Origin of the sequence: Chryseobacterium sp. GP-SGM7, from assembly GCF_049166575.1 — a bacterium.
In the GTDB taxonomy this organism is placed as follows: Bacteria; Bacteroidota; Bacteroidia; order Flavobacteriales; family Weeksellaceae; genus Chryseobacterium.
In genome coordinates, this window is record NZ_JBMHFF010000002.1 from 115750 (window position 1) to 130376 (window position 14627).

13 protein-coding genes and 1 tRNA gene are annotated in these 14627 nt (G+C 34.4%); 8 read left to right on the forward strand and 6 right to left on the reverse strand.

Features of this window, described 5'->3' with window-relative positions; genetic code table 11:
* Positions 1 to 57: 57 nt before the first annotated feature.
* The 5 genes from clpX to ACOOWA_RS09400 all read left to right on the forward strand — a co-directional run bounded on the left by clpX (position 58) and on the right by ACOOWA_RS09400 (position 5152).
* Positions 58 to 1245 (forward strand): ATP-dependent Clp protease ATP-binding subunit ClpX, encoded by a 1188-nt coding sequence (gene clpX, locus ACOOWA_RS09380; protein ID WP_421374846.1) that lies wholly within the window; start codon positions 58 to 60, stop codon positions 1243 to 1245.
* Positions 1246 to 1319: 74 nt separating this feature from the next.
* A complete protein-coding gene (locus tag ACOOWA_RS09385; protein WP_421374847.1) occupies positions 1320 to 3371 on the forward strand; it encodes a T9SS type A sorting domain-containing protein in 2052 nt (683 codons plus the stop codon).
* Positions 3372 to 3381: 10 nt separating this feature from the next.
* Positions 3382 to 3612, forward strand: a complete 231-nt coding sequence (locus tag ACOOWA_RS09390) for a signal peptidase (protein ID WP_421374848.1) — start codon at positions 3382 to 3384, stop codon at positions 3610 to 3612.
* Positions 3613 to 3747: 135 nt separating this feature from the next.
* Complete coding sequence (locus tag ACOOWA_RS09395; protein ID WP_421374849.1) at positions 3748 to 5034, forward strand: peroxiredoxin family protein; 1287 nt, start codon at positions 3748 to 3750, stop codon at positions 5032 to 5034.
* A gap of 44 nt (positions 5035 to 5078) precedes the next feature.
* A tRNA-Met gene (locus tag ACOOWA_RS09400) sits at positions 5079 to 5152 on the forward strand.
* A 93-nt stretch (positions 5153 to 5245) separates the two neighbouring features.
* On the opposite strand, the gene ACOOWA_RS09405 is transcribed toward ACOOWA_RS09400, so the two are convergent.
* From ACOOWA_RS09405 to ACOOWA_RS09430, 6 genes are all read right to left on the reverse strand, one after another.
* A complete protein-coding gene (locus tag ACOOWA_RS09405) occupies positions 5246 to 6190 on the reverse strand; it encodes an ISAon1 family transposase (RefSeq protein ID WP_421374626.1) in 945 nt (314 codons plus the stop codon).
* 28 nt (positions 6191 to 6218) lie between these two features.
* Entirely contained in the window at positions 6219 to 6572 is a 354-nt protein-coding gene (locus ACOOWA_RS09410) for an ISAon1 family transposase N-terminal region protein (RefSeq protein ID WP_421372726.1), read from the reverse strand.
* A gap of 537 nt (positions 6573 to 7109) precedes the next feature.
* Complete coding sequence (locus ACOOWA_RS09415) at positions 7110 to 8177, reverse strand: DUF3810 domain-containing protein (protein ID WP_421374850.1); 1068 nt, start codon at positions 8175 to 8177, stop codon at positions 7110 to 7112.
* Positions 8167 to 9612, reverse strand: a complete 1446-nt coding sequence (locus ACOOWA_RS09420; protein ID WP_421374851.1) for a sugar MFS transporter — start codon at positions 9610 to 9612, stop codon at positions 8167 to 8169. Before ACOOWA_RS09420 ends, ACOOWA_RS09415 begins: the two co-directional genes overlap by 11 nt.
* A 48-nt stretch (positions 9613 to 9660) precedes the next feature.
* Complete coding sequence (locus tag ACOOWA_RS09425; protein WP_421374852.1) at positions 9661 to 10386, reverse strand: lysophospholipid acyltransferase family protein; 726 nt, start codon at positions 10384 to 10386, stop codon at positions 9661 to 9663.
* A 3-nt stretch (positions 10387 to 10389) separates the two neighbouring features.
* The gene (locus ACOOWA_RS09430; RefSeq protein ID WP_421374853.1) at positions 10390 to 10848 is read right to left on the reverse strand and encodes a GtrA family protein; all 459 of its coding nucleotides are present in this window, start codon (positions 10846 to 10848) and stop codon (positions 10390 to 10392) included.
* A 230-nt stretch (positions 10849 to 11078) separates the two neighbouring features.
* Between ACOOWA_RS09430 and ACOOWA_RS09435 the strand changes: the two genes are divergently transcribed.
* From ACOOWA_RS09435 to ACOOWA_RS09445, 3 genes are all read left to right on the forward strand, one after another.
* Positions 11079 to 11342 (forward strand): hypothetical protein, encoded by a 264-nt coding sequence (locus tag ACOOWA_RS09435; protein ID WP_421374854.1) that lies wholly within the window; start codon positions 11079 to 11081, stop codon positions 11340 to 11342.
* 86 nt (positions 11343 to 11428) lie between these two features.
* Complete coding sequence (locus ACOOWA_RS09440) at positions 11429 to 12280, forward strand: ATPase (RefSeq protein WP_421374855.1); 852 nt, start codon at positions 11429 to 11431, stop codon at positions 12278 to 12280.
* A 14-nt stretch (positions 12281 to 12294) separates the two neighbouring features.
* Entirely contained in the window at positions 12295 to 14592 is a 2298-nt protein-coding gene (locus ACOOWA_RS09445; RefSeq protein WP_421374856.1) for an NADP-dependent malic enzyme, read from the forward strand.
* Positions 14593 to 14627: the final 35 nt, after the last annotated feature.

The window sequence follows — 14627 nt, forward strand, 5'->3', positions numbered from 1 at the left end:
AAAGGATCGTAAAAAAGAAATTTTTTACGATTTTCTTTAATAATATACTTAATCAAAATGAATTCAAACCAATGTTCTTTCTGTGGTAAGAAAAGAAATGAAGTGCAGATGCTGATTTCGGGACAGAATGGCTTTATTTGTGAAAACTGTATCGAGCAGGCTCATACAATTGTAAAAGATACGGTGCATCCTGCAGGATTTTCGCCTGCAGAAAGTATTGATGAGCTTAAAAAACCTAAAGAAATAAAAGAATTTTTAAATTCTTACGTTATCGGACAGGATCAGGCTAAAAAACAGCTTTCAATTGCTGTTTACAATCATTATAAAAGATTGCTTCATGCAAAAGACGAAAACCGAGAAGTAGAGCTAGAGAAATCTAATATCATCATGATTGGTGAGACAGGAACGGGTAAAACGCTTTTAGCTAAAACAATTGCGAAAGAATTGAATGTTCCTTTCTGTATTGTTGATGCAACGATTTTAACGGAAGCAGGTTATGTAGGAGAAGATGTCGAAAGCATTTTGTCAAGACTTTTAATGGTTGCTGATTATGATGTAGAAAAAGCAGAAAAAGGAATTGTGTTTATCGATGAAATAGACAAAATTGCAAGAAAATCAGATAATCCGAGTATTACCAGAGACGTTTCCGGAGAAGGAGTTCAGCAGGGTTTGCTGAAACTTTTGGAAGGAAGCATTGTGAATGTTCCGCCGCAAGGAGGTAGAAAACACCCTGATCAAAAATATATTCAGGTAAATACTCAGAATATTCTGTTTATTGCGGGAGGAGCTTTTGATGGTATCAAAGAAATCATCGAAAGAAGAATGAATAAACAGGCGATAGGTTTCAGTTCTGAAAAAATCAACAAAGTAGAGGAGGATGAATATATATTAACAAATATTAATGCGATAGATCTTCGTTCGTTCGGATTAATTCCCGAACTTTTGGGAAGATTTCCAATCATTACTTATCTCGAAAAACTTACGAAAGAGACGATGATCAGAATTATGAAAGAGCCAAAAAACTCAATTATCAATCAATTTGTGGAACTTTTTAAAATGGACGGGACTAAATTGGTGTTCACAGATGAAGCAATTGAGATTATTGTAGATGAGACAATGGAAAAGGGATTAGGAGCAAGAGGTTTACGTGGTACAACTGAAAAAGTATTGGAAGATTACATGTTTACAGTTGGTGAACAGCATGAGATTATTTTAACAAAAGATAATATTTTGATTAATAAGTAATTTTAACTTTTTTTTTGGAAAATTATTCTATCTTTGCATGGAATATTGTATTAACACAAAAAAAATAATATACAATGAAAAAAAATTTATTAACGTTAGGTGTTTTAGCAATTAGCTTATCTGTTCAGGCGCAGACAGTTTTATTGCATGTCGACGATGCTGCAAAAATGTATGTAAGCGACGGTACTCTTGTGTATAACGGAGGCGGTGTTCAAACAAGAGGTGAAGGTAGTATTGATCTTCACGGAAATATGATGATTGTAAGTAGTGCATCATCAGATGTAATTAGAGCACTTCCGGCAATTTCAACAACTGCTCCCAGAACAGGAGATAACTTTTTTATCAGACTAAATGATCCTGTAAATTTTACCACTTCTACATATGGACAGTTATATATAAGTGGCTTTAGTCAGAATAATATTACTGCTATTGTCGATAAAGAGTATAAAGACGTTTCCCACGGAAGTTTTCAGCAGATAGCTATGCCCTTTTCGAATAAAACGATTGCGTCTATTGCGACTAATTTAGGTAAAGGAAGTAATTTTACTAACAATAGAACTACGAATGCTTTAGCATATTGGGATCATACCAAAACTGTTATGAGGGTTGTAAATCCTTCAATCACAACAGATTACGGTGATTTAAGCGTTTCTGCAAATAATTTGTATGGTCCTACAACCTATTTTGCGGTCGGTTCAACAGGTTGGAGTCCGAATCCATCACTTCCAACAACTTCTGCTGTACGTACATTAAAAGGTGTTCCTTATTCGGATACTACTGCTTTAACGAATGATGTAAATCTTGTAAATGGAGGTAAGCCTGGAGGAGTTGCAATAAATTATGGTTCTGTAGGTCAAAATTTAAATGAATTTAACGAAAGATATAATACTTATTTAGACGATCCATTTGATACCAGCTGGACAACCAATTACGGTAAAGAACTTTATCAATTTGGTAACCCTTTCCTTACTAACCTGGATTTTGCATGGATTGGTACAAATGCTGCCGAAACAGGTGCTGTAAATGATGGTAATATTTTGCCGGTAAGAGGAGTAAGATATGCTCTTTCTAATGTCAATTATTCACCAAGTACAGGAACAACGGTTACAAACCAATTTGTGACATTCAGTTATAACGGTTCAAATGGGAATGTTGCGACAGTTGTACCCGCAGGAGATGTTGATAATTTAATAATCAAACCTATGGGAACTGTTTATGTTAAATTAGACCGGGATTTAATTTCACTTTATCCAAGCGTTGGATTTAATAATAAGCTAAACTTTAACACGCTGAGAAGATTTTCTAAGAGATCTAGAGCTGCAAGTGTATCATATTCTGTTGCGGCAGCCAAAAACAATCCTACATCATCTTTAAAACAATTGGGCGTTATTGCGCTGGATGCTCAGGATAAAGAGATTTCAAGAACGTATTATGTGGTTCACGGAAATGGTTCAACAGGATATTCTACTAATTATAATCTGCAGGCAAACACAGGATTCAATTCAAACAATACTCCAGTAAACTCTGCAATCTATACTAATGAAGAATTTGTTTCCGGAGGCATAGATCCTACTTATGCATCGCAATATAATCTGTATATTAATGAAGCTAACGAGGTGAACTTCCTTCATAAGAAAATACCTTTAACTTTGAATTCTCCTGCCATCAGCAAGCTTAAATTTGAAATAAGAGAAAATGCAGCCTTAATACCGGATGCTCAATCTGCTCTAAGTTCTGGTGAAAGCTTCTGGATAAAATTGAATGGTAATAATATGATGTTATCACAAGGGCAGGTTATCAATACTTCAGCAGTTACAGGTAGTGGCCTTTATTATGGAGAGCCTGCGACCGAAGGATCTTTAGGAACTTCAGAAGCGGTAAAAGGTAGCTCAACAATTGTAGCTTATGAAAAAGCTACAGATAATTTTGTTGCTATTTTTGATAAAGGATGGAAAAATGCTGATATCACTATCTTTGATATGAGTGGTAAATTAATTAATTCCGAGAAGAAAATTAATACATCATCTAATCACGTATTAAATATTCCAAAACAAGTAAATAGTGGATATTTAATAACTATTAAGGCTGATAACGGGCAAGTATACAACACAAAAATAATGAGATAAATAAACAATTATGAAAAACAAATTTATACTACTTATAGCATTATTTATATCCCACTTGTCTTTATTTGCGCAAGATAATTCTGCACCGATAATAGTAAATAATCCTCCGAACCCACAAGTGGAAGGAACTGGTTTTGGGGTAGCCGCCTCACCAATCGATATGTATGTTTATGTTCTGGCTGGAATAGCGATTCTATCAATTGTATATTTCGCTAGAAAATATAAGGCTCAAAAAATATAAAAATTATATTAAAATATTTGAAACTCTCTGATTAGTCAGAGAGTTTTTTTAATTTTACAGAATAAATCGCTTAACATCAAAGATTTTGTGATCTGTATGTGCGATAATGACTATTAAAAGATTTAGTATCTACTTATGAAAAAGATATTTATAGTATCATCAATACTTTGCGCATTCACGATACAGGCACAATTCTCAATAAATATTCAGACCGAACCAGGATTTACCGAGCAGGAAGCAATTTTATATACCCTGAATGGCTCCAAGGATATAATTTTCACAAAAGAAAAAGCTAAAAATAACATTTGGAATTTTAAATATCCTAAAAACTATTCGGGAATGATGAAAATTTACTTTCCGACAACCAATAATTCGGTCAGCTTTATTTCAGAAAATAAAAATGTAAGCATTAAGCTGGATACAAAAGCAGATAAAATTCAAAATGTAATCTATCAGGATGAAGCTAATGAGGTAATGAGCAGTATTCAGGAAGGTTCTCAGAAAAAAGAATTAATTCTTCCGGCATTGGCTCAAATTAAAGAATATTATAAAGATAATACAGAGTTTGGAAAAGCATTGATTACTGAAATAGGAAAATTATCAGGTTCAGCCAATGGAATTGATCCGGTAAAACATCCGTTTGTATACTATTATAATACAAATTACAACAAATTTTTATCGAATAATCCGTCAAAGAAAGCTACACAGGAAGAAATTGTAAATTTCATAGACAAATCAAGCGATATGCTGGAGAGTTCATCTTTATTAAGACCAATTCTTATTTCATATCTTAATGTGGGAGGCAATACAAATGTTACCTCTTCTGTTGATACTTTGATCAATAAGCTAAATGTAGAAACTCCAAGAGGGCAAACTGTTTTATCGGAGTTGATTGATATTTTTGATGTCTATGATATGAGCGAATTTAAAACAAAATACCTTACGTTAGCAAAAGATTTGAAGTGTACCATCAATGATCGGCTTGCATCAACGCTAAAATCTAATGCAGCTACCGATATTGGTGCTGTTTTCCCGGCTTATAAGTTTAACGCTGCCGTGAATACTAATGCAAAGTCAATCGCTGATGTAAAGGCAGATAAAAAAGTAATTGTTTTTTGGTCATCAACCTGTTCGCACTGTGAAAACGAATTACCACAACTTCTTGCGAAATATAATGATCTAAAAGCTAAAAATGTGCAGGTAATTGGTATGTCTTTAGACCTTGACAAAAATTCATATACAACAAAGATTGCTGCATTTCCCTGGATCAACGATTCAGAATTAAAAGGGTGGAATAGCTCTTTTGCTGAGCTTTACAATATTCACGCAACTCCGACATATTTTATTTTAGATGCTAACAATAAGATAATCAATAAGCCTAGTCATGTTGGCGATGTTTTGGAGTATTTAAATGTAAAATAATTTTGGAGGTTTGTAAATATTTTCTATATTTGCACCACCAAAAAGGCGAGGTAGCTCAGTTGGTTAGAGCGCAGGATTCATAACCCTGAGGTCACGGGTTCAATTCCCGTCTTCGCTACAATTTTAAACCACAGATTTATTCTGTGGTTTTTTTTTTATCTGATATTTTGATTAAGTTTCCAGTTTATGGATCAGTAACAAAATCTGGGGACTAAGCAAAAAGTTTTGACAATCTGAATAAGAAAAATGATTTGTCCCTTACTCCTCGAAGTTGCATTCTGAAGTTTTTGATTTTAGCGTTAAAGCTTTCTGCAGAGGCATTGGTACTTCTTTGTTCAAAATAGTTAAGGATATCATTATAATGATTCATAATAGTATTTTTGAGTATAGAAAATGATTTAAAACCGGATTCTTCTACGTCTTTAAACCAACGAGCCAATTTGAGCATGGCTACAGACTTTGTCATGTTTTGGTTGTAAATTTTCCTGAGATTATCCGATAAGTTGTAAGCTTTTTCCAAGTCCGGATATTGAGAAAATAAAATTTTGGCTCTGGCAGATTGGTTTTCAGTCCATTTTTCTCTGCTTTTGTAGAGCAAATATCGGCTTCTGGCTAAAAGTTGTTTTTGGGTATCGCCATTTTCAAAGATTTCGATTTTCGCTCTTGCTTTGGTTTCTTTTGCGGTTTTTAATGCTTCATTTTCCTTGTCTATGGCTGCCCAACGATGTTTGATTCTTAATTCCTGAACAGCTTCGATGGCTAGTTTTTGTACATGGAAACGGTCGACAACCTGCACGGCATTGGGAAAACACCGCTTGGCAATAAGCTTCATAGAGCCCGCCATATCCAAGGTAACCTCCTTTACCTTTTGCCTTAATTTTCTGCTTATTTTTAAGAGTTTATCAATAACATCTTCGCTTCTTGTTCCTTTAATGACGGCAACAATACTGCCTTTCCTGCCCTTGGCATGCTTGGATGTAAGCACGGTGTAAAGTTCGCCCTGAGACAAGGCTACTTCGTCTAAAGAGAGTTGTGAGAGGCAGTTTGCGGGGTATAAAATGTAATCTTCGGCATGGGATTTCTGGTTCCAGTCTTTAAATTCACTGAGGGATTTTTTGTACTGTCTGCGAAATTTCTTTCCGTTGACACCATACATCTCGCCAATGATTTCCAAAGGAAGCGCTTTAGTATCGGCTGATTTTTTTTAAGAACTCTGCAAAATCCTGTGTCATGCGAGTGCCTTTAGCGATGAGATTCCAATCTCGTTGAACAATATTTCCAGACTTCATATCCGTCCATCTTCTACGCTTAATGTTGAGTTTTACGGCTTTGCCACGAAGCGGAAAATCATCAACGGCAATTTCTTCGTGAAATCCTTTCGATTGAAGATTTAATGAGGAAAACTCTTTAGGAACACTGTTTTTTTCTTCAAAGTAAAGATGAAGAAGTCCTTCTTTTTCTTCAGATTTTACGAAATCGAAATACGCCACTAAATATTCGGGAAGTAACAGTTTTAATAATTCTTGATCTTGAGACATGAAGAAAAGTTAAAAACTTTCAACAATTCTCCCCAGGTTTTGTGATTGATCCCAGTTTATTCCAATTCAAAATTTGTTTTTCAATCGAATAATTTCTGAATAAAACTCTTTCTGTATCATTTAATGCTTCATTTTGAAGCGTAATTTAATTTCAAACAGATAAAAATTGTAATTCGAGAAGATAATTTACTAATCAAATAAGAATTTTTTATTAAAATTGGTTAAAATTTTTATTCTTAAGCTACAGTTCTTGTTTTTAAATTATATTTACTGTTTAAACCAATAATTTATAATTAAGTTCTTATAATTAGTATTTTGCAACTGATTGTAAATCTATATTTAGAGAAAAATGAAAATTACGAGATTTTTAAATCATAAAATTTTCATAAAACTTACATAAAATTTGATCTTGTATTTTGAAATTTAGAAAAATGTTGTATTTTTACAGTGCCTTGAATGAGGGAACAAGTCAAGGTAATAAATTTTTTTTCATCATTTGTGTTTTTAGAATCGTATCGCCTGATACGATTCTTTTTTTTATTCAGAGCTCATCCATTTATAACGTACCAATAGATCAATAAAATAAGAATAGGTGACTGAACCTTCCTGCTGATTGCTTTTCAAAAACAGATTATTGGTAAATCCGAAAAAGTCGTTAAGATAACCTTGATGCTCTGCCACGAATTTCTTTTCATTCAACCGGTCTCTTTTCATTTCTTCAGAATATTTTGTTAAAGTACTTTTCACAAACTTTTCATCTTCATAAACGATAGAGTTTAGCAGGCTTTTTAATGTATAATATTCTGTGCTGTATTTTAGTTCAGGATTCTGAGATTCCACACCGATTAAGTATCCGATAAAATTGGCTTCCTGCTCTCGAGCAAAACCAAATTGATGCGAACTTTCATGAGCTAAAGTAAAAGGCAGATAAGAAGCCGGTAATTCGGCATTGAATTGAGCTTCTGCTGTAAAAGGATTGTAGTAACCTAAGATACCGGTGAAACTCATCACATTTTTAAATAAGCTGGGCTTAAAAGAATTAATCCCGCTGTTTCGTTTATCACTTATAAAATTGGGAAGTTTTTTTTGCTGATTGAGAATTTCTTCTTGAACAGATAGTAAATCTTTAATAACGAAAACTCCATTTTTGTCTTCGTGTACCAGCTTTCTTGTTGCTTTTGCTTTTTCTAAGTATTCTAAAGCTAAAATTTTTCTTTTTTCAAGTGATGCGTCAGTTTTAGGAAGTTTTGCGATAATTGGTGTCTGAAAATATAGCATTCCCCAAAATATCTGATAGATGAAATAAAAAATATTTAGAATAATTAATATTCTGAATGCTGCGCTATTTCTTGTTGTCTTTTTAAATAAATTAATAATGAAATAAATCAATAAAATTCCTGATAAAACATAAAGTAAATCTCCAAAAGAAAAAGGAATCCGGGAGAAAAACAGCTGATGAATTTTCTTTTGAACCTCAAATAAATTTTCAAAAAAAGAAACAGCAAATTTAAGTTTCGAAAAAATATAGAATAAAAGAAATTGGGCAAGTAAAATACCTGCCCAAAATCTCTTTTTGTAGTATGTTTTTGTTGTATTAATGACCACTTCCTTTTGAGATTTTATCTAAATCAACTCCTTGAGATTTTAAAATTCCACTTACGCGGATTGCATAGAATGCAAGATAAGCGAAACATAAAACTCCTACGATATAACTTGCGTGAATTGACGTTAAATCTGCCACATAACCTTGTAACAGACTCACAATTCCACCACCCATAATCATCATAATCAAAAGACCAGAACCTTGATTGGTATATTTTCCAAGCCCGTTGATTGCCAAAGCAAAAATACATGGCCAAAGTGTAGAACAGAATAAACCAACACTTGTGAAAGCATAAACAGAAATCATTCCTGTTGTAAACATTCCGATAAGAAGGGCTAGAATTCCCGCTGAAGAAAAGATGAGAAGCATTCTGGCGGGATTACCTTTGCTCATTACATCACAAACAATCATTGCAATAATGATTAATCCGTAAACATAAAAAGGCTCAAGATTATGTTTCGCAATGGCATTAACCAAAAGGAAAACTCCAAATGCTAAATAAGGGGCTAAAAATCGTAATATTTTTTTAATTCCTGCATTAAAATCAAAAGCGTCAACAGCTCCCGTCCAACGACCAATCATCATCGATGCCCAATAAAGAGAAATATAAGGGGCAACATCTTTCGTTGCAAATCCTAAATCTTTTTCCATGTAAGCAGGTAAATTACTCGCAGTAGATACTTCTACACCTACATATACAAAAATGGCAATCATTCCTAAAATAAGCTGGGGAAACTGAATTGCAGATGTTCTGTGATCTCCGGGTTTTGTATCTGCCACTTCTTCTACATTTGTAGGAGTAATTGCTGGTAATGATGAAAACTTTAGCATAATCGCCACCAAAACAAATGCTGCTCCCAAAATCAGATAAGGAATTTTCACACTTTCTACACTGATGTCACCACTTGCAGCCGTTGCAGATCCGAAAATCGCAAAAGAAACAATTAGTGGTCCTATCGTAGTCCCTAAATTGTTGATTCCTCCTGCCATCGTTAATCTTTGAGAGCCCGTTTCTGCAGGACCTACTTCAATTGCCAACGGATTAGCTACAATTTGCTGAAGCGAAAACCCTAAACCGACAATAAATAATCCTGAGATCATTAAAGGAAAAGAATGCATATTGGCTGCAGGATAGAACAGTAGAGTTCCTGATGCTGAAATCAAAAGACCGACTATTAAACCATTTTTATAACCAATTTTATTGATTAAATCTTGTTTTAAACTCTTAGAAACTGCCATGTAAATCAAAGAACCGACAGTGTAGGCTACATAAAAGCATATTTGTACCAACATACTTTGTGTCTGTGATAAATTAAATGCTTCTTTGAATACAGGAATCAGAATATCGTTGCTGGCCGCAACAAATCCCCAAAAGAAAAATACAGTAACCAATGGAATAAACTGCGCCCAATTAGTTTGTTTAGAATAGTTTGACATATTTGTTTTTAATAAAATCTTAACAACAAATATAATTTTTTTCTTTGATTAACTGTGTTCTGCCAAAGTTTTTTTTATTGTCTCAAAAGCAGACAATTTTAAAGCTTTCGGAGAGTCAGTGGGTTCAAGGATATCATTAAAAAAAACTTTTACTTTTCCGGGATAACCTTTAGAATTATCAAACGGAAACATTTCCTTTAAACCTATAAATGTAAAAACTGCAATAGGAGAATTGTGTTTTGAAGAAAGGGTAAATGCACCATCTTTAAATTCATCCAGAACAATCGAGGTGTCATTGGGAACTCCGCCTTCCGGGAAAAGTACAATACTGTTGCCTTCTTCCATTTTTTCGGCGCATCTTCTGTAAACATCGGCGCGGCTTCTCGCACTTTTCCGGTCAACCATCACGCAAATTCTTTTATACACCGTTCCAAAGATCGGAATTTTCACCAATTCCTTTTTTCCAACATAACAAAGTGGATGATCCGGAAATAAAATACACGGAAGCATGATGTCCATAATCGAAGTATGATTAGAAATCACAACGTATTGTCGGTTCTTATCGATTTTTTTGTCGGTGAGATTAATAAGTTCGTAGCGCAAACCCATTCCGAAAAACATTCCGTAGCACCAGATTCTGATCAGTTTGTAAGCGTATCTGTAATTTTTTTTGTTGAAAGACAAAATGTAAACGGGTATTCCCAAAACAATTGTCAGAACAAAAGCCAAAATGAAAAGCCAGAATCTCCAGAGATAATTTAAAATTGTAGTCACAAATCAACCGTTAAATATTACTTTTTTCTTTACAGAATAATTAAGAATGGAAACCAGTAAAATTGCGGCAATCTTGCTGATCATTTCCGGACTCAAGGTATAAAAAATTAAATCAATATTGTCTTTAAATATAAAACTGTAAAAAACCTGGAAGAAACTCAAGCTTAATATCGTAGAAATAAGAGATACAACCATGAAATATGCGAACTCCTTTCGCTTGGAGTGTTTTCCTCTTTCAAAAACAAACCAGATGCTCAGAAAATAATTAAATAAAATTCCGCAGCTTGTCGATAAAATATTGCTTAAAGGATAATGTATTCCGTGAAAATTCTGCTCCTGAGAAACAGCTTGTGGAAGATAAGTACTGAAGATCTTGAAACTCCCGATTTCCACAATCGCACTGAGCCCGCCTGCAACGATAAAAAGTAATACCTGTCTGTGGCGTAGAAGTAGTGTTCTCATTAATTTTAATAATACACAAATTTATAACTATATGTTAAACAGTGAAAAAAGTTGTTAAATTTTTTTTTCATGTTGAAATAATTTCTAAATTTAATTTTCAGAACGAAAGAAACTGTACCTGATAAAAAACTCATTTTCAACTTTTTCTGTTGATGGTATTTCTATCTTGTAACGCTTGATGAAAAGTACCTGCATAAGTTTTTTAAACCCACATTAATCTAAATATTTGTATGAAATCTCAAAACAAATACAGAAAATTTCAGCTTCAGCAACAAAATATAGAAGCTTTAGAAAAAGAAAATACACGTTTCAAAAGAGTATATTCCGAGTATGAAAATATGTCGGACGAGCTCTGGAATTTAGAAAATTCAAATAGCAATCCTGTTCCGGATGACTTTATTAATGCCATGATGGTACAGACTTCCTACCTTGAAGAAGAGATAGAAGACTGGTTGATACAGTTTAACCAAAATAAATCTGAAGTCAAAAGCTAATTTAAATCATGTTATGAAAGGATCAGCCGCTGTTTTAAGATCTAATTAAAGATAAATTCATAATTTAGCCACTTAAAATTTGAATTATGGTTGCTATTGTTGATAGTGGTTCTACTAAATCTGACTGGGTAATCTTGGATGACTTTAAAAATGTTTTCCTGAAAACAGAAACCATTGGTTTTAACCCGAATTTTATCAGCAAAGAGCTTATCGTACCCGAAATCGACAAAAACAAAAGTTTACAATCGGTTAAAAATTCAATTACTAAGATATTTTTCTATGGTTCAGGATGCGGTGTGAAGCAGAACTGTCAAACAATAGAAGAAGAAGTCGGGAAAGTTTTCATCAATGCAAAAATCGTTGTGAAAGAAGACCTTTATGCTGCTGCGTATGCTGCTTATAATGGAAAACCAACGATTGTCTGTATTTTAGGAACGGGGTCAAACTCATGCTATTTCGACGGAGAAAATTTAAATATAAAACTTCCTTCACTAGGTTACTTAATGGGCGATGAAGGAAGCGGAAGTGCCATCGGAAAACAATTGGTGCGTAGATTTTTTATGCAGAAACTTCCGCCAGATTTACACCTTGAGTTTAAAGATACATATGGTTTAACGATTGAGGAGGCATTAAAAAATATGTATCACACCACAAGACCAAATGCCTATTTAGCCGATTTCAACAAATTTGTTGTTGAGAGAAAAGATCACCCTTATTTTCAGGAAATGGTTTTGGAAGAGATGAAAAATTTCTTCGATTATCAGGTTCTTCCTTATGAAGAATCTCAGAATGCCGAGATTAATTTCATCGGTTCCATCGCTTATTATTACGAAAATATTTTACGTTCTGCAGCGTCAGAACTCAATTTGAATGTGGGGCACATCGTACAGAAGCCAATCGAAAGTCTGGTTGATTACCACATTAAATATATACTTTAAAAAAAGAAAATTCTATGTCAAGTAAAACTCACCGTGATGAAAAAAAATTTAGCCAGGCAGCATTAGATTATCATAAAGCAGAGCCGAAAGGAAAAATCGAAGTAATCCCCTCAAAACCCCACTCATCGCAGAGAGATTTGTCTTTGGCATATTCTCCCGGAGTTGCGGTTCCGTGTATGGAAATTCACCATAACCCTGAAACGGTTTATGATTATACAGGAAAAGGAAATTTGGTAGCGGTTATTTCAAACGGAACGGCAGTTCTTGGTTTGGGAGACATTGGTGCGGAAGCTTCAAAACCCGTTATGGAAGGAAAAGGTCTTTTGTTTAAAATATTTGCAGACATCAATGTTTTTGATATTGAAATTGACGAAAAAGATCCTGACAAATTTATCGAAATTGTAAAAGGGATTGCCCCTACTTTTGGCGGAATCAACCTTGAGGACATTAAAGCTCCCGAAGCTTTTTATATTGAACAAAAATTAAAGGAAGAACTGGATATTCCATTGATGCATGACGATCAGCACGGAACCGCAATTATTTCTGCAGCTGCATTAATCAATTCACTTCAGATTGCCAATAAGAATATCGGAGAAGTGAAAATGGTGGTGAATGGAGCAGGAGCTGCAGCAATTGCGTGTACCAATCTTTATATTTCTTTAGGTTTAAAAAGAGAAAATGTTTTGATGTGCGACTCAAAAGGCGTTATCAATCATAAAAGAGAAAACCTTACGCCTGAAAAATTAGATTTTATCGCTCAGACAGATATTGAATCTCTGGAAGATGCCGTAAAAGGTTCAGACGTTTTCATTGGTTTGTCTAAAGGAGATGTGATGACTCCGGAAATGTTGTTAAGCATGACAGAAAATCCTATCGTGTTTGCTTTGGCAAATCCGGATCCTGAGATTGCTTATGATTTGGCACTTTCTACAAGAAAAGATGTAATCATGGCGACGGGAAGAAGTGATTATCCTAATCAGGTGAACAATGTTTTGGGTTTCCCGTATATTTTCCGGGGTGCTTTGGATGTTCAGGCAAAAGGAATTAATGAAGAAATGAAATTAGCTGCCGTTCATGCAATTGCAGATTTAGCTAAAGAACCTGTTCCTGAAGCGGTAATTTTAGCATATAATGTTAAAAATTTACAGTTTGGAAGAGAATATTTTATTCCGAAACCATTTGATAACAGATTGATTACCAAAGTTTCAAGTGCAGTGGCAAAAGCGGCAATTGAAAGTGGTATTGCCAGAAAGACTATTGCAGATTTCGACGAATACGAAACGCAGCTTCTCGACAGAATGGGAAGAGATGAGAAGTTGGTAAGAATGATGCAGAACCGTGCAAAGGCAAATCCGAAGAGAATTACTTTAGGAAATGCCGAGGAATATAATGTTCTGAAGGCTGCGCAGATTTTATATGAAGAAGGTATTGCTCACCCGATTCTTTTAGGAGATAAAAAATATGTGAAAGAACAGATGGAACGTTTCGGAATTGATATTGATGTTCCGATTATCGATCCAAGTGACGATGACCAAAAAGAAAACAGAAAAAAATACAGAGAAACCCTCTGGAAACTTCGTCAGAGAAAAGGGATGAATGAGTACAAGGCGAAAAGATACGTTCGCCAGAGAGACTATTTCGGACCTTTGATGCTGAAACACGGAGATACAGACGGATTGATCATTGGTTTTTCTAAAAATTATGTTTCAACTTTACGTCCTGTTTTAGAAGTTATCGAAAAAGATAAAGGGGTTGATAAAGTGGCGGCAATGATGATGATTTTGTCTGAAAAGAAACCGATTTTCTTCGCAGATACATCCATCAACCAAAATCCTTCTGCTGAAGATTTGGTGAATATTGCTAAAATGGCGGAACACACGGTGAAATCTTTCGCTATCGAGCCAAGAATTGCTATGTTAGGTTTTGAAAATTTTTCAGCAATTTCTGAAACTTCTAAGAAAGTGGCAAAAGCAGTAACTATTCTACACGAAAAATTCCCGAAAATGATTGTTGACGGAGAAATTCAGCCGGATTTTGCGATGAATTCGGATCATTTAAGTGATTATCCGTTCTCGAAATTGGGAACAACTCCTGCCAATACATTCATCTTCCCGAATCTTGAATCGGCAAACCTTTCTTACAAAATCATCCGAGGAATGAAGGTTGCTCAGGTAATCGGTCCAATTCTGATGGGACTAAAACAACCGGTTCACGTCTTACAGATGCGCTCTAGTGTAGATGAAATTGTAAATCTTGCAACGGTTGCAGTTTTGGATGCACAGAGAAGAGAAGCTAAAAGCAAAAAAGACTAATTAAGATAATCAAAAAAAAGTCACTAAAGGGACGA

Excerpts from the sequence above, each read along its gene's own strand:
- clpX (WP_421374846.1), top strand. The coding sequence starts at position 58 with ATGAATTCAAACCAATGTTCTTTCTGTGGTAAGAAAAGAAATGAAGTG.
- ACOOWA_RS09385 (WP_421374847.1), top strand. The coding sequence starts at position 1,320 with ATGAAAAAAAATTTATTAACGTTAGGTGTTTTAGCAATTAGCTTATCT.
- ACOOWA_RS09390 (WP_421374848.1), top strand. The coding sequence starts at position 3,382 with ATGAAAAACAAATTTATACTACTTATAGCATTATTTATATCCCACTTG.
- ACOOWA_RS09395 (WP_421374849.1), top strand. The coding sequence starts at position 3,748 with ATGAAAAAGATATTTATAGTATCATCAATACTTTGCGCATTCACGATA.
- ACOOWA_RS09405 (WP_421374626.1), bottom strand. The coding sequence starts at position 6,190 with ATGTATGGTGTCAACGGAAAGAAATTTCGCAGACAGTACAAAAAATCC.
- ACOOWA_RS09410 (WP_421372726.1), bottom strand. The coding sequence starts at position 6,572 with ATGTCTCAAGATCAAGAATTATTAAAACTGTTACTTCCCGAATATTTA.
- ACOOWA_RS09420 (WP_421374851.1), bottom strand. The coding sequence starts at position 9,612 with ATGTCAAACTATTCTAAACAAACTAATTGGGCGCAGTTTATTCCATTG.
- ACOOWA_RS09430 (WP_421374853.1), bottom strand. The coding sequence starts at position 10,848 with ATGAGAACACTACTTCTACGCCACAGACAGGTATTACTTTTTATCGTT.
- ACOOWA_RS09435 (WP_421374854.1), top strand. The coding sequence starts at position 11,079 with ATGAAATCTCAAAACAAATACAGAAAATTTCAGCTTCAGCAACAAAAT.
- ACOOWA_RS09440 (WP_421374855.1), top strand. The coding sequence starts at position 11,429 with ATGGTTGCTATTGTTGATAGTGGTTCTACTAAATCTGACTGGGTAATC.
- ACOOWA_RS09445 (WP_421374856.1), top strand. The coding sequence starts at position 12,295 with ATGTCAAGTAAAACTCACCGTGATGAAAAAAAATTTAGCCAGGCAGCA.